The sequence below is a fragment of the Pseudomonas sp. GM60 genome (genome assembly GCF_000282415.1).
Lineage (GTDB): Bacteria > Pseudomonadota > Gammaproteobacteria > Pseudomonadales > Pseudomonadaceae > Aquipseudomonas > Aquipseudomonas migulae.
In genome coordinates this window covers 31596-53489 of sequence record NZ_AKJI01000105.1, presented here as the reverse complement: position 1 = coordinate 53489, position 21894 = coordinate 31596, and the positions used below count along the sequence as shown (strand labels likewise).

Below are 21894 nucleotides of genomic sequence, written 5' to 3'. Positions count from 1 at the left end.
GCCGGCTCCTACAGTTGATCTGCGTTGGTTTTGAGATTTGCGTTCATTTACGGGCTAGCATTGGCCCATGCCTTCATCACTGTTTCGTTTCGGATTGCCCGCCATGACTGCCCATCGAATTGGTTTCCTGATTTGGCCCAGCACTAAAGCACTGACGCTTGCGCTGGCTGAGGAGGCCTTGCGTGTTGCCCAGCGTGTGCATCCGGACGTGGTCTACGAACTGTCGTTCCTGCAGGCCGAACCGTCGACCGAAGGCGCCTGGCAATTGCCGGGTGAACCCTGGGCCGGCAAGCTCGAAAACTTGCAGAAACTGTTCCTGCTCGCCGATGAGCCGCCGACCACCCTCGCGCCGGCGCTCAGCAGTGCGCTGAAACAACTGGTGCGTGCCGGTTGCGTGATCGGTGGTTTGTCCGCCGGTGTTTATCCGTTGGCGCAACTCGGTTTGCTCGACGGTTATCGCGCTGCTGTGCACTGGCGCTGGCAGGACGATTTCGCCGAACGTTTCCCGAAAGTCATCGCCACCAGCCATCTGTTCGACTGGGATCGCGATCGCCTGACGGCGTGTGGCGGCCTGTCGGTTCTCGATCTGTTGTTGGCGGTGCTGGCCCGTGATCACGGCGCCGAACTCGCTGGCGCCGTATCCGAAGAGCTGGTGGTCGAGCGCATCCGCGAAGGCGGCGAGCGCCAACGCATTCCGCTGCAGAACCGCCTCGGCTCCAGCCATCCGAAGCTCACTCAAGCGGTGTTGCTGATGGAAGCGAACATCGAAGAGCCGCTGACCACCGACGAAATTGCCCAGCACGTGTGCGTATCCCGTCGCCAGTTGGAGCGGATCTTCAAGCAATACCTCAACCGCGTGCCGAGCCAGTACTACCTGGAACTGCGCCTGAACAAGGCCCGGCAGATGTTGATGCAAACCAGCAAGTCGATCATCCAGATCGGCCTGTCGTGCGGCTTCTCCTCGGGGCCACACTTCTCCAGCGCCTACCGCAACTTCTTCGGCGCCACGCCGCGGGAAGATCGTAACCAGCGGCGTAGCAGCAGTCCGTTCGAGTTGTCGTCAGTGCCGTCCGAGCGCGGCTGATCTATTCGTCGATCTCGGAACCCTCAGAGGTGGATACGTACATTTCACCTCGATTGATCACCTCTTCCACGCCAAAGTCGGCGCGTGTGCGTTCGAAGTAACTGATCAGCCGCAACAGGCTTTCCTCAGTAAACGGATTGCCCCTCAGCGTAATGTTCTCAGCCACTTCCGCGGGTAACTCCAGCAGGTCGCTGGGCACGTCGGTGATTGCATTGCCGCTCAAGTCTGCCCAGTCCAGTTCCGCCAGTTGTAGCAGGCCATCGGGTATGTCGGTGATGCCGGTGTCGTTGAGCAGAATGGTCGCCAGGTCCGGCATCTGACTCAGGTCCGGTGTCAGCCCCAAGGGGTTGAGGCCCAGATCGAGGTATTCGAGCTGTTCCATTCCCGCCAATCCACCGACCGACTCCACGGACAGAATGACGCGGCAGTTGGGAATCGACAGTGACCTGAGTTGCCCCATCTTGAACAGCGCATCGGGAATGTCACCGAGGTTGCAGTCGCGCAGCCTCAGGCTTCTCAGGTTCGGGAAGGATTCCAGAAAACGCCCGATGCGCGTCACGCCATCGACACTGTGCAGCTCCAGCGCCGAGACATGGCTAAAGTCAGCGCTGAGGGTCGGCAGTTCCCCGGTGATGACCGGGCGGATGGAGAGTTCATACGACGGCTCAAGCGACTCAGTGAAATCATCCAGGTCTGCGTCATGCTGCCAGCAACGTTGCAGTGCCTCTTTGAATTCATCGCGATTGGCGTGTTCGACAAACTGTTGCATGTCACTGAAGGGTTCGCCCGTTAGCGGGTGGTGCGGCGGCAGATCGGCTGTCCATGTCGTCAGGTCGTTGCTCAATTGAGCCAGTTCTGCCTCCAGTTGGGTCAGCGCCTCTCGGCCCTCTTCCAGTGTGCCGGGCAGTTCGTAGACGAAGTCGCTGGCCTGCTCGACTTCCATGTTCGGGTAGAGCGCCCTGGCTCGTTCGATATCCGCCTCGGGGGCATAGACGCCCAGATCGTATGAGGTTTCGAGGTAGTGCAGCTTGACGAGTTGCCGAGCGCTGTCGACGAGCGGGTTGTCCGACAGGTGTACGCCGCGCTTGTCGTAGACCACGCTGTCGAACACCCCTTCGGGCAGCTCGGTGATCCGGTTATTGATCAGCATGAGCGTATCGAGTCTGGGGTGCGTGATAGCGCTGACGGGGATTTCAGTCAGCCCGGTTGCGCTCAGGTCCAGGTGCACGAGCTCGGTAAATGCGCCGACATCGGGTACCACATCAACCGGATTACGGAACAGGTCCAGCATCACCAGTTTGTTCAAAGAGGAAAGTTTCGACCACGCATCGGCATCAATCCTGATCGCGCATTCGTTCAGCACCAATGTGTCGAGGTTGGTCATCCGTGGGATGGCGTCGGGCAGGGTGGTCAGGGAGAAGCGCCGCAAGTCGAGGCGACGAAGGTCGCTGAAATTTTGCAGGAAACCGTGAACACCTTGCTCCGCGTGACTGCCTTCGAGGGCGACCAGCGATACGTGACTGAAGTCGGCCGTCAGCACCGGCAGCTCACCCAGAATCGGCTCGGCGAATCGCAGCACATAGCGGTCACTGTGCTCCGGCGATTCGAGATCCCGTGGCGTTTGCCGACGCCAGCTCTGCTGGATCTCCTGAGCCAGCAACCGGCGGTTGTGCTGCTGGGCCTGTTGCTCCAGCTCGCTCAATGGCTGTCTGGTTTCGGGGTGGACGGTAGGGGCTTCCTTTATCCAGGTATCCAGGTCTTCATGCAGCCGTTCGAGTTCATTGCTCAGGCGCGAAAGCTCCACGCGAGCGCCATCGGGGTGGCGTTGCAAGCGGGCGACGACGACGCTGAGTTCATCCTGGGGCAGGCCTGGATAGACCTCGCGAACTCTGTCATTCAGTGTGGGAGTGGGGCGACCTGTTCGGTTGTACCCCTCCGATCCGCCGGGCAGGCGCATGGTCGCCGGGTCATAGAAGGGTTTTCGGTTGGGATGCTTCACCAGCAGCGTGCGCAATGCGGGTTTGTTCTGCGCATGCTCGGCAATGCGTTGTTTGAGTAGCTGACCGTCTTCGGCAGAAAGGCCCAGTGCGCTACGCTCAGCGTCGGGAAGTGTCTGCAGGAGGGCCTGATAAAAGTCGCCCGGCAGAGCCGTGTTTTCATGGACCCGATACGTGCCGTCCTCGGCGTGCACCAATGTCCTGAGGGTCGGCGCATCGGGGTCTCCGATGCTGTCGCGCAATGTCCCCTCAGGGGAAAACTCCCTGACTTCGATGCGCAGGCGAGCAGGCCAGCCAGGCAATGTTTCAAGGCTATGCAGGGCCAGGCGATGAGTGTCTGCCGTTTCCATGCCCTCCAGATAAAACCCCTCATAGGCTCTGGCGACACGCACCGCGTCCATGGCTTTCAGCGCTACATCCTTGAGGCGCTGGGGCAAGCGGCCGCTGTGCATTTGCTTCAGTTCGGTGCCGCTTGCGTTGCTCACCAGTTCTTGTGCGATGTCCGTGGGCAGTCCCTGTACTTCGCCTTGCAGTAGCAGAACGTGGCGATCATCGGTTTTTTCAAGTTCACGGTAGCGAGACTGGAACAGCGATCTGCGCTGGTTCAGCGCCTGATAGCGGTCGGGATGGTCACTGCCGGTCTGCTCGACCAGTGCCTGAATGTCGCGGTCGATCTTGAAGCGCTTGATCGTGTCGGTCAGCAGCGAAGGCGGGCGCTGATTCTCGACATGGATCTCGCGCAACACGTTGTCGTGAAAACCGCTGATCTGCAGGAGTTTCTCGCGCTCGGCAGTATTGAACGACTCGACGCTCTGGCCGAGGCGGCGCAGCACGGTTTCCCGGTCCCACGTCAGCGGTCGCTCCAGCATGGTTTGCCAGGCACCATGGCTGTTGTGTCGCAGAGCAGGCTGATAGGCGTCGGCCCGGCGCGGGTGCTGAATCTGAAAGCGGCCAGTCTTGCTGTCCGGTTTTACCGAGTAGAGTTTGCCTTCAACGCGCGCCAGTGTTTTGCCTTCATGCTGATACAAACCGAGAGGGTCGGGGCTGGCAGCGTCCGGCAGATCAACGGACTGTTCGTAAGGGGTGAGATCCGGTTTCCAGTATCGGGTTTTGCCTGCGGCTGTCTTGATGGGTTTGAGCGGGGAAATCAGCGTCACCGCCTCGCGAGACATAAGGCCATTGAACGCACCGGCCGCCATGACACCGCCCACCGCGAACGTCCCGAGTTCAACCACCGTTTCGGCGATCGTCATCAAGTGTCCGAACGCTTCGGTTTTCAGGCCTTCGGCCCAGTCGATGATGCCTTCGAACGTGTCGTCGAGCACTTGGTAGGCCATGTAGGCGAGCATCAATTCGCCCAGAAACGGAACAAAGGGCAGGGCCACGAACGACGCCACTTCAAGGATTTTTTTGGCGACATTGCTGAAGGCGTCCCACGCCGCCCATCGCGCCGCTCGGTCGGCACTGGCGGTAGAGACCGCGAGGGTGCGTGCGTCATTGAGCAGTTTGTTCAATTGCTGCTGGTAGAGGTGAGTCCACAGATCGTTTCTGATCGGGCTCACCGAGAACTGCAGGTTGGGCTTGTCGATGGGGGTGTCGCGCCAGCTCGGCAGCGGATCGCCGCGCTGGTGTTCATGCCAGGTCACGGCGCGGAGGCGACTGTTGAGGTCGGCGAAAAAGTGGCCTCGTTCCTGATGATCGATGAACCGGCTGAAGAACGCCTGATAAGCAGGCGAGCGCAGTTTGCGGGTCAGCTCGGTCATGAACGCCAGGGTGTCGGGGTACTGTTTGAGCGGGTGTTCCGGGTCGTCGGGGATGTAGACGATGATCCTCGACCGCTGGGCGGTGAGGTCAAGTCGCGGCGCGAAAATGACGATGCCGGTCAGCAATGAAGACATCAGGCTCAGGTCGTGACAGTGCAGTCGCCAGTTGTCCAGGCCCACGTTTTCGCGGCCCTCGATCATGTCGAGAATCGATTGCCAGGCATCCAGCGGCAGATCACCCCGGACCTGGGCCAGATGCAGGGCTGATAGCAGGGCGGCCTTGTGCGTCTTGATCACGCTCGACTTCAACACGGCAGCGGCTACCAGGTTGGTAAACCCCAGGTTTTCCTTGAGGTGGGCCTCGTATCGACCGCCGATATCCAGTTCCCTGCACAACCGGGTGAAGTGCTGAATGGAGAGTTGGCGCTTGATCGCCGGCAATGTATCGAATTGCCCCGTGGGCGAGGGTTCGGTGATGAACGTTGAAGCTGATTCGTAAGCCTGTGCTTCAGTTTCCGAATCCTGAAAGTTGTGCAGGGCGGCGTCGAGCAGCGAGACCGTCCAGGTGCGCGCGGCACCGGTCTTGATCGGGAACCACGGAACGGTCTGCGGAATGTACAGGCGCAGGAAGGTCGTCTTGACGTCCAGTTCCAGGCCGTACCGGGTTTTCAACGCGTCTCGCAGAAGCGGTTCGGCAAAGTCCCGGGCGTTCTGCAGTTTATCCAGCATGGATTCCAGGTGGTTACGCTGGGTCAGATAGTGCGTGCTGGCCGCTCTCAATGATTGGTGCTGCTGGCGGGTTGCCTGGGTGTGCCATTGAGGGATGTCCAGCCGCGCGCTTTTCAGTGCAGTGCGTGTAGCGGGCGATGCTGTTAATAGCCAGTCGGGCAGATTGTGGAACGCATGCTGGAAATGCGCGTCTGGCTGAGCCGTAAGCTCGGGGTCATGCTGAATCATGGCGCTAGTCCGTTAGCGTTTGGATGGAACCCAAGGAAAACAAACGATGAAGCACGGTGTGCGGTACATATTTACCGCACCGTTCGACAAGCCTGCCTATAACCTGTGCCGCCGGTTTAAACTGCGCCTTTGCGACGCTATATGTCGCATTGCCGTAAACCCGGCTGAAACCGGGGTTTGCGCTATAAGAAGTTGTCGCTTGGCGGCAAGGCCGGGCTGAAAACTGTCCTTACAATCCCCCCATCGCTCGCCAGTTTCCGGCGAGTGTTCCTCTTCAGGAGACTCCGATGTCCGTTGAGCACGCTGCGGTAGAACGCGCCGATTTCGACCAGGTAATGGTTCCCAACTATGCGCCTGCCGCCTTCATTCCTGTGCGTGGCGCCGGTTCCCGCGTATGGGACCAGTCTGGCCGCGAGCTGATCGACTTCGCCGGCGGGATTGCCGTTAACGTATTGGGCCATGCGCACCCGGCGCTGGTCGGTGCCTTGACCGAGCAGGCGAACAAGCTGTGGCACGTGTCCAACGTGTTCACCAACGAGCCTGCCCTGCGTCTGGCGCACAAGCTGATCGACGCAACCTTTGCCGAGCGTGCGTTCTTCTGCAACTCCGGCGCCGAAGCCAACGAGGCCGCGTTCAAGCTGGCCCGTCGTGTCGGTCATGATCGGTTTGGCAGCGAGAAGTACGAAATCATCGCCGCGCTCAACAGCTTCCACGGCCGTACCCTGTTCACCGTGAACGTCGGTGGCCAGTCGAAGTATTCCGACGGTTTCGGTCCGAAAATCACCGGCATCACCCACGTGCCGTACAACGATCTGGCCGCGCTGAAAGCCGCCATTTCCGACAAGACCTGCGCTGTGGTCCTGGAACCGATCCAGGGCGAGAGCGGTGTTATCCCGGCCGAACTCGAATACCTGCAAGGCGCCCGTGACCTGTGCACCGCGCACAACGCGCTGCTGATTTTCGATGAAGTGCAGACTGGCATGGGCCGTACCGGCCATCTGTTCGCCTACCAGCATTACGGCGTGATCCCGGACATCCTGACCAGCGCCAAGAGCCTGGGCGGCGGTTTCCCGATTGCAGCCATGCTGACCACCGAAGACCTGGCCAAACACCTGGTCGTCGGCACCCACGGCACCACTTACGGCGGCAACCCGCTGGCGTGCGCCGTCGCCGAAGCGGTGATCGACGTGATCAACACCCCTGAAGTGCTGGCCGGCGTCAACGCCAAGCACGACAAGTTCAAGGCTCGCCTGGAGCAGATCGGCGAGAAATACGGCCTGTTCACCAAGGTTCGTGGCATGGGCCTGTTGATCGGTTGCGTGCTGAGCGAGGCCTGGAAAGGCAAGGCGAAGGACATCTTCAACGCCGCCGAGCGCGAAGGCCTGATGGTCCTGCAAGCCGGCCCGGACGTGGTGCGTTTTGCGCCAAGCCTGGTGGTTGAAGACGCCGATATCGATGCCGGCCTGGATCGTTTCGAGCGCGCTGCAGCAAAACTGACGCAAGCCTGATAGACCCTTCGGCGCCTGATGATTTCAGGCGTCGAACCCAATTTTGATGCCGGCCCCGCTTTTCTGTAGGAGCGAAGCTTGCTCGCGAAGGTGTGTCAGTCGACATCACTGTGACTGACACACCTTCGCGAGCAAGCTTCGCTCCTACAAGGGGCGGCTTATTTTCCTCAAAGAGTATGAGAAAGGAGTGACACCATGCTGGTGATGCGCCCCGCGCAAATGGCTGATCTGGGCGAGGTACAGCGTCTGGCTGCGGACAGCCCGATTGGTGTCACTTCCTTGCCGGATGACGTTGAACGCCTGAGCGACAAGATCGCCGCGAGCGAAGCCTCGTTCGCTGCCGAAGTCAGCTTCAACGGTGAAGAGAGCTATTTCTTCGTCCTCGAAGACACGGCCACCGGCAAACTGGCCGGCTGCTCGGCCATCGTCGCCTCTGCCGGTTATTCCGAGCCGTTCTACAGCTTCCGCAATGAAACCTTCGTGCACGCCTCCCGCGAGCTGAAGATTCATAACAAGATTCACGTGCTCTCCCAGTGCCACGACCTGACCGGCAACAGCTTGCTGACCAGTTTCTACGTGCAGCGCGAGTTGGTGGGTTCGCCGTGGGCCGAGCTCAACTCCCGTGGCCGTTTGCTGTTCGTGGCCAGCCATCCGGAGCGCTTTGCCGATTCCGTGGTGACCGAGATCGTCGGTTACAGCGATGAAAATGGCGACTCGCCGTTCTGGGACGCCATCGGTCGCAACTTCTTCGACCTCAACTACGCCGAAGCCGAGCGTCTGTGCGGCCTGAAGAGCCGCACGTTCCTCGCCGAGCTGATGCCGCATTACCCGATCTACGTGCCGTTGCTGCCGGACTCCGCGCAAGAAGCGATGGGGCAGGTGCACCCACGGGCGCAGATCACTTTCGACATCCTGATGCGCGAAGGCTTCGAGACCGATCACTACATCGACATTTTCGACGGTGGCCCGACGTTGCATGCGCGTGTTTCGGGGATCCGTTCGATCGCCCAGAGCCGTGTAGTGCCGGTGAAAATCGGCGAGCCGGTCAAAGGCGCAGGGCGTCAGTACCTGGTGGCCAATGCGCAGTTGCAGGATTACCGCGCCGTGTTGCTCGAGCTCGATTACGCGCCGGGCAAACCCGTGACCCTGGATCTGGAAGCGGCCGAAGCCCTGGGCGTCGGTGAAGGTGCAAGCGTGCGCCTGGTGGCGGTTTAACGCCTGCTTTTCAACCTAGAAAGCAGCAAGTGTTTCGCGGGTGGCGCAAGCGGCCCGTTTGAGGAGATAGCATGATCGTTCGTCCCGTACGCAGCAGCGATTTACCCGCTCTGATCGACCTGGCCCGCAGCACCGGCACCGGCCTGACCACCTTGCCGGCCAACGAAGAACGTCTGGCCCATCGGGTCGGCTGGGCCGAGAAGACCTTTCGCGGCGAGGCCGGGCGCGGCGATGCGGACTATCTGTTCGTCCTCGAAGACGACAACGCTCGTGTGGTGGGCATTTCCGCCATTGCCGGCGCCGTCGGCCTGCGTGAGCCCTGGTACAACTTCCGGGTCGGCCTGACGGTCAGCGCTTCGCAAGAGCTGAACATCTACCGCGAAATCCCGACGCTGTTTCTGGCCAACGACCTGACCGGCAACTCGGAATTGTGCTCGTTGTTCCTGCACGCCGATTTTCGCACCGGCCTCAACGGTCGCATGCTGTCCAAGGCGCGAATGCTGTTCATCGCCGAGTTCCCGCAACTGTTCGGCAACAAGATCATTGCCGAAATGCGCGGTGTCTCCGACGAAGCAGGGCGTTCGCCGTTCTGGGAAAGCCTGGGTCGACACTTCTTCAAAATGGAATTCAGCCAGGCCGATTACCTGACGGGCGTGGGCAACAAGGCGTTCATCGCCGAACTGATGCCGAAATTCCCGCTGTACACCTGCTTCCTGTCGCCGGATGCACGTAACGTGATTGGTCAGGTTCACCCGGACACCGAGCCGGCGCTGGCCATGCTCAAGAGCGAAGGTTTTAGCTACCAGGGCTACGTCGACATTTTCGACGCCGGCCCGGCCATCGAATGCGAAACCGGCAAGATCCGCGCCGTGCGAGACAGTCAGGCGCTGGTGTTGGCCGTTGGCACGCCGGGTGACGACGCCACGCCATTCATCATTCACAACCGCAAGCGCGAAGACTGCCGGATCACTGCCGCTCCCGCACGTCTTGCCGCCGGTACGCTGGTAGTCGATCCGCTGACCGCCAAACGTCTTCAACTCAACGCCGGCGATCAAGTGCGCGCCGTTCCGTTGTCTGCTGCTCGGGAGTCGAAATAATGAATTCGCTATACATCGCAGGTGAGTGGCTGGCCGGTCAGGGTGAAGCCTTCCAATCGTTGAACCCGGTGACCCAGCAAGTGCTGTGGGCCGGCGAGGGCGCTACCGCCGCTCAGGTTGAGTCCGCCGTGCAAGCCGCGCGTCAGGCGTTTCCGGGTTGGGCCCGTCGTACTTTGGAAGAACGTATTTCGGTGCTGGAAGCCTTTGCTGGCGCGCTGAAAAACAACGCTGACGAACTGGCGCGTTGCATCGGTGAAGAAACCGGTAAACCGCTGTGGGAAGCGGCGACTGAAGTGACCAGCATGGTCAACAAGATTGCGATTTCGGTGCAGAGCTACCGCGAACGCACCGGCGAGAAGAGCGGCCCGCTGGGCGACGCCACCGCCGTGTTGCGCCACAAGCCACACGGCGTGGTCGCGGTGTTCGGTCCTTACAACTTCCCGGGTCACTTGCCCAACGGTCACATCGTGCCGGCGCTGCTGGCCGGTAACAGCGTGCTGTTCAAACCGAGCGAGCTGACCCCGAAAGTCGCCGAACTGACGGTCAAGTGCTGGATCGAAGCCGGCCTGCCAGCCGGCGTGTTGAACCTGCTGCAAGGCGCTCGCGAAACCGGTATTGCCCTGGCGGCGAACCCGGGTATCGACGGTCTGTTCTTCACCGGTTCGAGCCGCACCGGCAATCACCTGCACCAGCAGTTTGCCGGTCGTCCGGACAAGATCCTCGCGCTGGAGATGGGTGGTAATAACCCGTTGGTGGTCGATGAGGTCGCTGATCTGGATGCAGCGGTGTACACCATCATTCAGTCCGCTTTCATTTCTGCCGGTCAACGTTGCACCTGTGCTCGCCGCTTGCTGGTACCGCAGGGCGCCTGGGGCGACACGCTCCTGGCGCGTCTGGTGGCGGTCAGCTCGACGATTGAAGTCGGTGCGTTCGATCAGCAGCCCGCGCCGTTCATGGGCTCGGTGATTTCCCTTGGCGCTGCGAAAGCGCTGATGGATGCGCAGGAACATCTGCTGGCCAATGGCGCCGTGACGTTGCTGGAAATGACTCAACCTGAGGCACAAGCCGCGTTGCTGACCCCAGGTATTCTGGACGTGACCGCCGTTGCCGATCGTCCTGACGAAGAGCTGTTCGGCCCGTTGCTGCAAGTGATCCGCTACGCTGATTTTGAAGCGGCGATCGCTGAAGCCAACGACACCGACTATGGCCTTGCGGCCGGTTTGCTGTCGGATTCCGAAGCGCGTTATCAGCAGTTCTGGCTGGAAAGCCGTGCCGGTATCGTCAACTGGAACAAACAGCTGACCGGTGCTGCGAGCAGCGCACCGTTCGGCGGCGTCGGCGCCTCGGGCAACCATCGCGCCAGCGCCTATTACGCGGCAGATTACTGCGCGTACCCGGTGGCCTCGCTGGAAACGCCGAGCCTGACGTTGCCAGCGGCCCTGACGCCAGGCGTGAAAATGGCGTGATGCCCATCGCCAGCAGGCTGGCTCCCACAGGTTCGGTGGTGTTCACACATTTTGTGTGCCACCCAATCACTGTGGGAGCCAGCCTGCTGGCGAAGGCCGCAACGCGGTCGTACTGAATAGTTACTGAAGCCTATAAAAACAGATTCTCGTGGAGCCTCGCTGATGAAATCCTATGAAGTCAATTTTGACGGTCTAGTGGGGCCGACCCATAACTACGGCGGCCTGTCCTACGGCAACGTCGCGTCCCAGAGCAACAGCCAGCAGTCTTCGAACCCGAAGGAAGCTGCGCTGCAAGGCCTGGCGAAAATGAAAGCGCTGATGGAAATGGGCTTTCAACAAGGCGTTCTGGCCCCGCAAGAGCGTCCTGACGTCGCCGCCCTGCGTCGCCTGGGCTTCAGCGGCACCGACGCGCAAGTGATCGAGCAGGCTGCGAAAGACGCGATGCCGTTGCTGGTCGCCAGTTGCTCGGCATCGAGCATGTGGGTGGCCAACGCCGCCACGGTCAGCCCGAGCGCCGACACTGCCGACGGTCGCGTGCATTTCACCGCCGCCAACCTCAACTGCAAATACCACCGCAGCATCGAGCACCCGACCACCAGTCGTGTACTGGGTGCAATGTTCGCTGATCAGAAGCACTTCGCTCACCACGCGGCGTTGCCGGCCGTGGCGCAATTCGGTGACGAAGGCGCAGCCAACCACACGCGTTTCTGCCGTGAATACGGTGAAGCCGGCGTCGAGTTCTTTGTGTTCGGTCGCAGCGCGTTCGATAACCGCTACCCGGCACCGCAGAAGTACCCGGCGCGCCAGACCCTCGAAGCCTCGCAAGCTGTTGCTCGTCTGCACGGTTTGAGCGATGACGGCGTGGTCTACGCCCAGCAGAATCCTGCGGTGATCGATCAGGGCGTGTTCCACAACGACGTGATCGCGGTAGGTAACGGCGAGGTGCTGTTCTATCACGAGGACGCGTTCCTCGACACCGAACAGATGCTGGCCGAGCTGCAAAGCAAACTCGCCAAGGTCGGCGGCAAATTCCAGTCGGTGTGTGTACCGCGTTCGGCGGTTACCGTTGAAGACGCGGTGCGTTCCTACCTGTTCAACAGCCAGTTGCTGTCGCGTCCTGACGGCTCGATGCTGTTGATCGTGCCGGAAGAGTGCCGTGGCAACGAACGCGTCTGGCAGTACCTGCAAAGCCTGACCAGTTCCGGCGGCCTGATCCGCGAAGTCAAAGTCTTCGATCTGAAGCAAAGCATGCAGAACGGTGGTGGCCCGGCGTGCCTGCGCTTGCGCGTGGCACTGAATGAAACCGAACTGGCGGCCGTCAACCCAGGGGTTATCATGACGGCACCGTTGTACGGCACGCTGACCGAATGGGTCGAAAAGCACTACCGCGACCGCATGGCCGAAACCGACCTTGCGGACCCGCAATTGCTGCTTGAGTGCCGGACGGCACTGGATGAACTGACGCAAATCCTTAAACTGGGCGCGGTTTATCCATTCCAGATCAATTGAACGTCGAGAGCGTAAAACACATGAGCGATACCCTGCAGCTGATCCTTGAAGACACCGACGGCACGCAACTGGAAACTTCCTGCACCCGCGTCGCTGTCATTTGGCAAGGCAAAGAGCTGTGGATTCAGCACGATGGCCGCGGCCAATTGCTGATCGGCGTGGACGTCGAAGAAGGTGACGCTGAATACGCCAACCTGCTGCTGCGCCCATTGGCGACTAATCTGGTAAGTCTGCAACTGGAAATGGAACCGGCTGAAGTCGGCGACGAAGACCACGTGCACGGCCCGGATTGCGCCCACGACCACTAAGGAAACCGCTCTATGCTCGCCCTCGGCAAACTGCTTGAACTGACCCTCGCCGGCCGCGAACCGGCGGAGAAGACTCAACTGACTGTCGAAGGCGTGCGCATGCGCTGGTTGAGCGAAGGTGCGCTGGAAGTCCGGCCACCTGAGGCTCGCGACAATGGCCTGGACCTGCTGCTGTCAGCCGGGATCCATGGCAACGAAACAGCGCCGATCGAGTTGCTTGATCGCCTGTTGCATGACATCGCTCGCGGCGACTTGAAGCCGCGCGCACGTATTCTGTTCCTGTTCGGCAACCCGGAAGCGATTCGCAAGGGCGAGCGCTTTATCGAGCAGGACGTCAATCGGCTGTTCAACGGCCGTCACGAACAAACCAGCGGCTCCGAAGCCCTGCGTGCCTGTGAACTGGAGCGGCTGGCGGCCAGTTTCTTCAGCCTGCCGGATCGCGATCGTCTGCATTACGACCTGCACACGGCGATTCGTGGCTCGAAGATCGAGCAGTTTGCGTTGTATCCGTGGAAAGAAGATCGCCAGCATTCCCGTCAGGAACTGGCTCGCCTGCGCGCCGCCGGTATGGAAGCGGTGTTGCTGCAAAACAAGCCGTCCATCGTTTTCAGTTCCTACACCTACGACAAGCTGGGTGCCGAGTCTTTCACCCTGGAATTGGGCAAGGCGCGGCCGTTCGGGCAAAACGACGGGGTCAACGTCTCCCTGCTGGAAACCCGCCTTAAACAGATCATCGAAGGCACCGAGCCGGAACTGACCGAAGAGGCGCTGAATGGGTTGCAGTTGTTCAGCGTGGCACGGGAAATCATCAAGCACAGCGATAGCTTCCGCTTGAACCTGCCGGCGGACATCGAGAATTTTTCGGAACTGGAAGTGGGTTATCTGCTGGCCGAAGACATCGCCCAGACGCGCTGGATCATCGAAGAAGAGGGCGCGCGGATTATCTTCCCGAACCCCAAGGTCAAGAACGGCCTGCGCGCCGGCATCCTGATCGTGCCGACCACCGACGAAAACCTGGCCTGACTGGCGCCACCGCCCCCCTGTAGGAGCGAGCCTGCTCGCGATGAACCCGAGAACGCCGCGGGGAGCCAGACTTCCCGCGTTATCGTTGACGACCATCGCCGGCAAGCCGGTCTCGCTCCCACAGTGGGTTTGGGTGAGGTTATAAAACCGCACCCAAGCAGCAGATTTCGGGTTTAGACGGCTACTGCGCGCGGCTCAGTACGACGCAACGCCCGAATCTTGCTCAGCGTATCCGCACACGTCTTCGCCGCTTCCTGGCCTTTGTGCACGAAATGCTCGAAGAAGAACTTCTGATGTTCTTCGCCGGCATGGAAGTGGTGCGGGGTCAGGGACACCGAGAATACCGGCACTTCGGTTTCCAATTGAACCTGCATCAGGCCGCTGACCACAGACTGGGCGACGAATTCGTGACGGTAGATCCCGCCGTCCACCACCAGGGCGGCGGCTACAATACCGGCATATCGGCCGGTCTTGGCCAGCAACTTGGCGTGCAGGGGCATTTCAAAGGCGCCGCCGACTTCGAAGAAGTCGATATCGGATTCCTGATAACCCTGAGCAATCATTTCTGCGACGAAGCCCTTACGGCTCTGATCGACGATTTCCTTGTGCCAGCAGGCCTGGATGAACGCAACGCGCTCGCCCTGATGGTGTTTGCTTTTGCTGTCGATTGCGGTGGGTTGCATGTTCTGACTCCTGTTTATGTATAAAACAGGGCATATGAATCGAATGGGATTTAAGGGTACGCACGCTCGCAAGAATGCCTGCGGACGGCCCTTTGGCGCCAATCCCGTTCTCTCTTCATCCGGACTATGACCGTCGGCCCCGGGATCACACCGGGTCTGCTGACCTTGCCGTCAAACACCGCCGAAGCCGTGCCTGTCGCCAAGCGCTCGCGGGCTATGCGCATTGCGCGCAATTACCGCCGGTGGGGAGTTGCACCCCGCCCTGAGAACGTTTTGCCGACAGATTGTCTGGCGGCGCAGCGTTTTTAACACATATTTCTCAGCCGTGCATTGCTGCTATCTGATGATTGCTATCGACTTTTTCGCTCACTTGCTGCGTCTTTTCCTCGCCCAAGGGTTGATTATTCGTCGACATGACCGCAGTAATTCCATTCCGAAAGGGATTTTCCCCTGCTTACCGAGGCCAGATTCATGAGCGTTATCGATCTTCGCAGCGACACCGTCACTCAGCCGACTCCAGGGATGCTCGACGCGATGGCCAACGCGGCCACCGGTGACGACGTCTACGGTGAAGATCCGACGGTCAATCGTCTGGAAGCCGAGTTGGCGAAACGCCTGGGCTTTGCCGCGGCGCTGTTCGTGCCGACCGGCACCATGAGCAACCTGCTGGGCCTGATGGCGCACTGCGAGCGCGGTGACGAATACATCGTTGGCCAACAGGCGCACACGTATAAGTACGAAGGTGGCGGCGCGGCGGTGCTCGGTTCGATCCAGCCGCAACCGCTGGAAGTGCAGGCCGACGGCTCGCTGGACCTGGCTCAGGTGGCAGCCGCGATCAAGCCGGACGATTTCCATTTCGCCCGCACCCGCTTGCTGGCGCTGGAAAACACCATGCAGGGCAAGGTTCTACCGCTGGAGTATCTGGCCCGGGCGCGCAGTTTCACTCGCGAACACGGGTTGCAACTGCACCTCGACGGCGCTCGCCTGTACAACGCGGCAGTCAAACTGGGTGTTGATGCCCGGGAAATCACCCAGCACTTCGATTCGGTGTCAGTCTGCCTGTCCAAGGGGCTGGGCGCGCCGATCGGTTCGGTGTTGTGCGGCTCGGTCGAGTTGATCGGCAAGGCGCGCCGTCTGCGCAAGATGGTCGGCGGCGGCATGCGTCAGGCCGGGATTCTGGCGGCGGCGGGGTTGTACGCTCTGGACAATAACGTTCAGCGTCTGGCGGACGACCATGCCAACGCGCAATTCCTCGCGGACGGACTGCGAAAAGCCGGTTACGAAGTCGAACCAGTGCAAACCAACATGGTTTATGTGCAGATGGGCGACAAGGCCGAGGCGATCAAGGCGTTTGCCGCTGAGCGCGGGATCAAGCTCAGTGCCGCCGGTCGTCTTAGAATGGTCACGCACATGGACGTGAGCCGCGCGCAAATCGAGCAAGTCGTCGCGACATTCGTCGAGTTTTCGCGCAACTGACAGCGTTAGCCGTCCAATTGACCGTTTCTATCGTATAAACACGCTGTACCCCGCGCGCTGGGCCGATATAATGCGGCCCTTTGCCGTCGCTTCGTCTGTTGACGTTTCGCACAGGCCTTTGGCCGCAGCCTCCGTGGAAGAACCTAATGAAAAGCGCAGAAATCCGTGAAGCCTTCCTTCGCTTCTTCGAAGAGCAAGGCCACACTCGTGTAGCCTCCAGCTCTTTGATTCCGGGCAACGACCCAACCCTGCTGTTCACTAACGCGGGGATGAACCAGTTCAAGGACTGTTTCCTGGGCCAGGAAAAACGTGCGTACACCCGTGCGACCAGCAGCCAGAAATGCGTGCGTGCCGGTGGCAAGAACAGTGACCTGGAAAACGTCGGTTATACCGCTCGTCACCACACCTTCTTCGAAATGCTGGGTAACTTCAGCTTCGGTGACTATTTCAAGCACGACGCGATCACCTACGCCTGGACCTTCCTGACCGGCGTCCTGAAGCTGCCCAAGGAAAAACTCTGGGTAACGGTCTACGCCTCGGATGACGAAGCCTATGACATCTGGACCCAGCAGATCGGTGTGCCGGTCGAGCGCATGATCCGCATCGGCGACAACAAAGGAGCGCCGTACGCCTCCGACAACTTCTGGACCATGGGCGATACCGGCCCGTGCGGTCCTTGCACCGAGATTTTCTACGATCACGGCGCCGACATCTGGGGCGGCCCACCGGGCTCGCCGGAAGAAGACGGCGACCGTTACATCGAGATCTGGAACAACGTGTTCATGCAGTTCAACCGCACCGCCGATGGCGTGTTGCATCCGCTGCCAGCACCGTCGGTCGACACCGGCATGGGCCTGGAGCGGATCAGTGCGGTGATGCAGCACGTTCATTCCAACTATGAAATCGACCTGTTCAAGAACCTGCTGAGCGCATCGGCCAAGGCCATTGGCTGCACCAATGACGATCAGTCTTCGCTGAAGGTTGTGTCCGACCACATCCGTTCGTGCGGTTTCCTGATTGCCGACGGCGTGCTGCCGTCCAACGAAGGTCGCGGCTACGTGCTGCGCCGGATCATTCGTCGTGCGTGCCGTCACGGTAACAAGCTGGGCGCGACCGGCAGCTTCTTCTACAAGATCGTCGCGGCGCTGGTTGCCGAGATGGGCGAAGCGTTCCCTGAACTGCAGAAGCAACAAGCCAACATCGAGCGCGTGCTCAAGGCCGAAGAAGAGCAGTTCTCCAAGACCCTGGAGCACGGCCTGAAGATTCTCGAGCAGGATCTGCTGGAACTCAAAGGCACCGTGGTGCCAGGCGACGTGGTGTTCAAACTCTACGACACCTACGGTTTCCCGATGGACCTGACCGCGGACATCGCCCGTGAGCGCAACCTGACCGTCGACGAAGCCGGCTTCGAACGCGAAATGGAAGCCCAGCGCGTCCGTGCCCGTTCCGCCAGTTCGTTCGGTCTGGACTACAACACGCTGGTCAAGGTTGACGTGGCGACCGAGTTCACCGGCTACAAGGCCACCAGTGGTTCGGCGAAAATTGTCGCTATCTATAAAGAAGGCAAGTCCGTCGACGTCTTGAGTGAAGGCGAAGAGGGCGTGATCGTTCTCGATCAGACCCCGTTCTACGCTGAATCCGGCGGTCAGATTGGCGACTGCGGTTACCTGCAATCGAACATCGGCCGTTTCGATGTGCGCGACACCACCAAGACCGGTGGCGCGTTCCTGCACCACGGTGTGCAGGCATTGGGCAGCCTGACTGTCGGTTCGCCGGTCGAGACCCACGTCGAAGCCGACGTGCGCCACGCGACATCGCTGAACCATTCGGCCACTCACTTGCTGCACGCTGCATTGCGTCAGGTGCTGGGCGATCACGTTCAGCAGAAAGGTTCGTTGGTCGACAGTCAGCGCCTGCGCTTTGACTTCAGTCACTTCGAAGCCATCAAGCCTGAGCAACTGAAGGCGCTGGAAGACATCGTCAACGCCGAGATTCGCAAGAACACGGCAGTTGAAACCGAAGAAACCGATATCGAAACCGCCAAGCAAAAAGGCGCCATGGCGCTGTTTGGCGAGAAATATGGCGACAACGTGCGCGTACTGAGCATGGGCGGCGATTTCTCCGTCGAGCTGTGCGGCGGGATCCACGCCAACCGTACCGGCGACATCGGTCTGCTGAAAATCATCAGCGAAGGCGGTGTGGCTTCCGGTGTGCGTCGTATCGAAGCGGTCACCGGCGCTGCGGCGCTGGCATACTTGAACGCTGCCGAAGAACAACTCAAGGAAGCGGCCAACCTGGTCAAGGGCAGCCGCGACAACCTGATCGACAAGCTGTCGGCTGTGCTTGAGCGCAACCGTCTGCTGGAAAAGCAACTCGAGCAGTTGCAGGCCAAGGCTGCCAGCGCGGCGGGCGACGATCTGTCGGCTTCCGCCCTGGACGTCAAAGGCGTGAAAGTGCTGGCCGTGCGTCTGGACGGTCAGGATGGCAAGGCGCTGCTGGCGCTGGTCGATCAACTGAAAAACAAACTCGGCCGCGCAGTGATCCTGCTCGGCAGTGTCCATGAGGAAAAGGTCGTTCTGGTTGCAGGCGTAACCAAAGACCTGACTGGCCAACTCAAAGCCGGTGATTTGATGAAGCAAGCCGCTGCGGCAGTGGGCGGGAAGGGCGGTGGTCGTCCAGACATGGCGCAGGGCGGTGGTACTGACGCTGGCGCACTGGATGCGGCATTGGCCCTGACTGTTCCATTTGTAGAGCAGGGTTTATAAGGCAGTGTGTCCGGCCCACAGTCTAGTGGTGGGCCGGAACGCTGTTTGAGTGATTATTTGGGCGCCCTTCATGGGCAGAGGCGGCTTTGAAATGGCTTTGATCGTACAGAAATTTGGAGGCACCTCGGTCGGCACTGTCGAGAGAATCGAGCAGGTCGCCGACAAGGTTAAGAAATTCCGCGATGCCGGCGATGACCTGGTGGTTGTGCTGTCTGCAATGAGCGGCGAAACCAACCGTCTGATCGATCTGGCCAAGCAAATCAGTGGCGACGGCCAGCCGGTTCCGCGTGAGCTGGATGTGATCGTCTCCACCGGTGAGCAGGTGACGATTGCCCTGTTGGCTATGGCGCTGATCAAGCGCGGCGTGCCAGCGGTGTCCTACACCGGCAACCAGGTACGGATTCTGACGGATAGCGCGCACAATAAAGCGCGTATCTTGCAGATTGATGACCAGAAGATTCGCGGTGATCTGAAAGCAGGTCGTGTGGTGGTTGTCGCCGGTTTCCAGGGCGTCGACGAGCACGGCAACATCACCACCCTCGGTCGTGGCGGTTCCGACACCACCGGCGTGGCGCTGGCGGCAGCCTTGAAGGCTGACGAATGCCAGATCTACACCGACGTCGACGGCGTCTACACCACCGACCCGCGTGTGGTGTCCGTGGCCCAGCGCCTGGACAAGATTACCTTCGAAGAGATGCTGGAAATGGCCAGCCTCGGTTCCAAGGTGTTGCAGATCCGTGCGGTGGAATTCGCCGGCAAGTACAACGTTCCGCTGCGCGTACTGCACAGCTTCAAGGAGGGTCCGGGCACCCTCATTACTATTGATGAAGAGGAAACCATGGAACAGCCGATCATTTCCGGCATCGCTTTCAACCGCGATGAAGCCAAGCTGACCATCCGTGGCGTGCCAGACACCCCGGGCGTTGCATTCAAGATTCTCGGCCCGATCAGCGCCGCGAACATCGAAGTCGACATGATCGTGCAGAACGTTGCGCACGATAACACCACCGACTTCACCTTCACCGTACACCGCAATGACTTCCAGGCCGCGCAAACCGTACTGGAAAACACCGCTCGCGAGATCGGTGCCCGTGAAGTCGTTGGCGACATCAAGATCGCCAAGGTCTCGATCGTCGGTGTCGGCATGCGCTCCCACGCAGGTGTGGCCAGCCGCATGTTCGAATCCCTGGCGAAAGAAAGCATCAACATCCAGATGATCTCGACTTCGGAAATCAAGGTTTCCGTGGTGATCGAAGAGAAGTACCTGGAACTGGCTGTGCGCGCCCTGCACACGGCTTTCGAACTGGACGCGCCGGCCCGAACGGGCGAGTGATGCGTTTGCCGAAGGGCGCGGTCTGACCGCGCCCTTTTGTTTTTTTGAATGGTGCGGCTCGAAGCTGTTCTTTTGCCCGCGCTAGTCAATACTCAGGCATGTAGGGCTACGATCTTTCAGGTTGTAGGTCGAGTGCCTTTTTTTTGCAGACTGTTGTCCCTGAAATGAAATGCGTGAGGAGAAAGGTATGCTGATTCTGACTCGTCGGTGCGCAGAAAGCCTGATTATTGGTGATGGAGAAATCACCGTGACCGTGCTCGGCGTTAAAGGAAATCAAGTGCGTATCGGTGTCAACGCCCCGAAAGAGGTTGCGGTCCACCGTGAGGAAATTTACCTGCGTATAAAGAAAGAGAAGGACGAAGAACCAAGCCATTAATTTTTATCGTTTTTTATGTTTGCAAACGGGGAAGAAGCTGGTTAATATACGCCCCGTGTTGCGGAGAGCTGGCCGAGTGGCCGAAGGCGCTCCCCTGCTAAGGGAGTACACCTCAAAAGGGTGTCGGGGGTTCGAATCCCCCGTTCTCCGCCATTATTTGCGTAGTACGTTGTAATCTGGCTTCTTCGGTAAGTTGTTGAAATTACTAGAAAAAAGCGCTTTACAAAAAGATTCGACGGCCTATAATGCGCGGCAACAAATGCACTCGTAGCTCAGCTGGATAGAGTACTCGGCTACGAACCGAGCGGTCACAGGTTCGAATCCTGTCGAGTGCACCATTTAAGAGTTGTTTGCAGTGATGTGAGCTACTCTGTTTCAACCAGTTGTGATCTGGTCTAAAAACACAAATTGCACTCGTAGCTCAGCTGGATAGAGTACTCGGCTACGAACCGAGCGGTCACAGGTTCGAATCCTGTCGAGTGCACCAAACAACAAAAAGCCCGCGTTTAACGCGGGCTTTTTGCCGTCTGGGATTTGGCTTTTCCTCTGGTACAACCTCTCTCATCGAATTCGACGTGTGCGCTACGACCTCGCTTGGTGTCGTATCGGTAGCTCGTGGCCGAATTGCGAATACTGATCTTGTCTGGCTTGCCGAGGGCGCTTTCGACGTCTTGCCGGGTCATGCCGGCGACAATCCGTTGATTGATGATTGCTTCCCTGCGTTCTCTGGCATCGATCAGGTTTCCACATTTGTCCTCTGTCTGGCCGACGACCGTTGGCTCCCTCCTTTTGATATTCGTACGTGATGTTTCACGAAAGTCCGCTTCCGGCATAAGCGACACTGTGCTGCCGGGGGTAAACGTGCGTACTTCCTGGAGCGAAAGGCTTTCTCCGGCCGTACAACTCAGCGTGGTGAAGGTGATGCGGCCGTTTGCTGCCTCGCAGCGGTGAACGGTTGAGGCAAGTACCACGGGCGGCAGGCAGAGCAGGGCGATCAGCAGAAAATAACAGGCATTCAATGGCATCAAACGTCCTCCATGACGGTCTGACTCAAGGGTAGCCGCTACATTTTTCGGCGCTGGTGTGTTTTCTTTTCAGAATGAGTCGTCGCATTTTTACGGATCAGGACGGCGCTCAGGTTTGTCTCGCAAGCGCTTGTTTCAGCCGCGATTTTTTAACATTTAAAACCGTTGGGCGGTGTATCATTGCGCCCGTCAGCCCCGCCGGGGCTTGTGGAATACCTCCATGGACTTACCCAGTAGTAATTCAGTAAACCGCTTTTCCAATCATGAATTGACTGATTGATCCTTCCGGCGTGCCCCGCTGCTGGGAGT

Annotated in this window: 15 protein-coding genes, 3 tRNA genes and 1 riboswitch; of the genes, 15 read left to right on the top strand and 3 right to left on the bottom strand. The window is 59.6% G+C overall.

What is annotated here, in order from left to right:
- Positions 1 to 103 precede the first annotated feature (103 nt).
- Positions 104 to 1084 carry a transcriptional regulator ArgR gene (gene argR / locus PMI32_RS05820; RefSeq protein WP_008033121.1) on the top strand — a complete coding sequence of 327 codons (981 nt, stop codon included), beginning with the start codon at positions 104 to 106 and terminating at the stop codon, positions 1082 to 1084.
- A gap of 1 nt (position 1085) precedes the next feature.
- Here the strand turns inward: argR and PMI32_RS05825 are convergent, their stop codons facing one another.
- A complete protein-coding gene (locus PMI32_RS05825) occupies positions 1086 to 5801 on the bottom strand; it encodes a dermonecrotic toxin domain-containing protein (RefSeq protein WP_008033119.1) in 4716 nt (1571 codons plus the stop codon).
- A 287-nt stretch (positions 5802 to 6088) separates the two neighbouring features.
- Between PMI32_RS05825 and PMI32_RS05830 the strand changes: the two genes are divergently transcribed.
- The 7 genes from PMI32_RS05830 to astE all read left to right on the top strand — a co-directional run bounded on the left by PMI32_RS05830 (position 6089) and on the right by astE (position 13927).
- Positions 6089 to 7309, top strand: coding sequence for an aspartate aminotransferase family protein (locus PMI32_RS05830; protein WP_008033117.1), 1221 nt, complete (start codon positions 6089 to 6091; stop codon positions 7307 to 7309).
- Between the two features lie 195 nt (positions 7310 to 7504).
- Complete coding sequence (gene aruF, locus PMI32_RS05835) at positions 7505 to 8524, top strand: arginine/ornithine succinyltransferase subunit alpha (RefSeq protein WP_008033116.1); 1020 nt, start codon at positions 7505 to 7507, stop codon at positions 8522 to 8524.
- A gap of 71 nt (positions 8525 to 8595) precedes the next feature.
- Complete coding sequence (gene aruG, locus PMI32_RS05840; RefSeq protein WP_008033114.1) at positions 8596 to 9621, top strand: arginine N-succinyltransferase; 1026 nt, start codon at positions 8596 to 8598, stop codon at positions 9619 to 9621.
- A complete protein-coding gene (gene astD, locus PMI32_RS05845) occupies positions 9618 to 11087 on the top strand; it encodes a succinylglutamate-semialdehyde dehydrogenase (protein ID WP_177318891.1) in 1470 nt (489 codons plus the stop codon). The genes aruG and astD overlap by 4 nt, the downstream gene beginning before the upstream one ends.
- A gap of 162 nt (positions 11088 to 11249) precedes the next feature.
- Positions 11250 to 12596 (top strand): N-succinylarginine dihydrolase, encoded by a 1347-nt coding sequence (gene astB, locus PMI32_RS05850; RefSeq protein ID WP_008033110.1) that lies wholly within the window; start codon positions 11250 to 11252, stop codon positions 12594 to 12596.
- Between the two features lie 20 nt (positions 12597 to 12616).
- The gene (locus tag PMI32_RS05855) at positions 12617 to 12904 is read left to right on the top strand and encodes a hypothetical protein (protein ID WP_008033108.1); all 288 of its coding nucleotides are present in this window, start codon (positions 12617 to 12619) and stop codon (positions 12902 to 12904) included.
- Between the two features lie 12 nt (positions 12905 to 12916).
- On the top strand, positions 12917 to 13927 hold the full coding sequence (gene astE, locus PMI32_RS05860; protein ID WP_008033106.1) for a succinylglutamate desuccinylase: 1011 nt from the start codon (positions 12917 to 12919) through the stop codon (positions 13925 to 13927).
- A 173-nt stretch (positions 13928 to 14100) separates the two neighbouring features.
- On the opposite strand, the gene PMI32_RS05865 is transcribed toward astE, so the two are convergent.
- Positions 14101 to 14610 carry a 6,7-dimethyl-8-ribityllumazine synthase gene (locus PMI32_RS05865; protein ID WP_008033105.1) on the bottom strand — a complete coding sequence of 170 codons (510 nt, stop codon included), beginning with the start codon at positions 14608 to 14610 and terminating at the stop codon, positions 14101 to 14103.
- A 102-nt stretch (positions 14611 to 14712) separates the two neighbouring features.
- Positions 14713 to 14884, bottom strand: a riboswitch (FMN riboswitch).
- Positions 14885 to 15081: 197 nt separating this feature from the next.
- On the opposite strand from PMI32_RS05865, the gene ltaE reads away from it, so the two are divergent.
- From ltaE to PMI32_RS05900, 7 genes are all read left to right on the top strand, one after another.
- Positions 15082 to 16086, top strand: a complete 1005-nt coding sequence (gene ltaE, locus PMI32_RS05870; RefSeq protein ID WP_008033103.1) for a low-specificity L-threonine aldolase — start codon at positions 15082 to 15084, stop codon at positions 16084 to 16086.
- Positions 16087 to 16232: 146 nt separating this feature from the next.
- Positions 16233 to 18851, top strand: a complete 2619-nt coding sequence (alaS, locus tag PMI32_RS05875) for an alanine--tRNA ligase (protein WP_008033101.1) — start codon at positions 16233 to 16235, stop codon at positions 18849 to 18851.
- Positions 18852 to 18942: 91 nt separating this feature from the next.
- A complete protein-coding gene (locus tag PMI32_RS05880; RefSeq protein WP_008033100.1) occupies positions 18943 to 20184 on the top strand; it encodes an aspartate kinase in 1242 nt (413 codons plus the stop codon).
- A 187-nt stretch (positions 20185 to 20371) separates the two neighbouring features.
- Positions 20372 to 20560: a carbon storage regulator CsrA gene (gene csrA / locus PMI32_RS05885; RefSeq protein ID WP_002554426.1), complete on the top strand. Its 189-nt coding sequence runs from the start codon at positions 20372 to 20374 to the stop codon at positions 20558 to 20560.
- A 62-nt stretch (positions 20561 to 20622) separates the two neighbouring features.
- Positions 20623 to 20713 (top strand) — tRNA-Ser (locus PMI32_RS05890).
- A 108-nt stretch (positions 20714 to 20821) separates the two neighbouring features.
- A tRNA-Arg gene (locus PMI32_RS05895) sits at positions 20822 to 20898 on the top strand.
- 72 nt (positions 20899 to 20970) lie between these two features.
- Positions 20971 to 21047 (top strand) — tRNA-Arg (locus tag PMI32_RS05900).
- A 19-nt stretch (positions 21048 to 21066) separates the two neighbouring features.
- Here the strand turns inward: PMI32_RS05900 and PMI32_RS05905 are convergent.
- Positions 21067 to 21585: a hypothetical protein gene (locus tag PMI32_RS05905; protein WP_008033097.1), complete on the bottom strand. Its 519-nt coding sequence runs from the start codon at positions 21583 to 21585 to the stop codon at positions 21067 to 21069.
- Positions 21586 to 21894 lie beyond the last annotated feature (309 nt).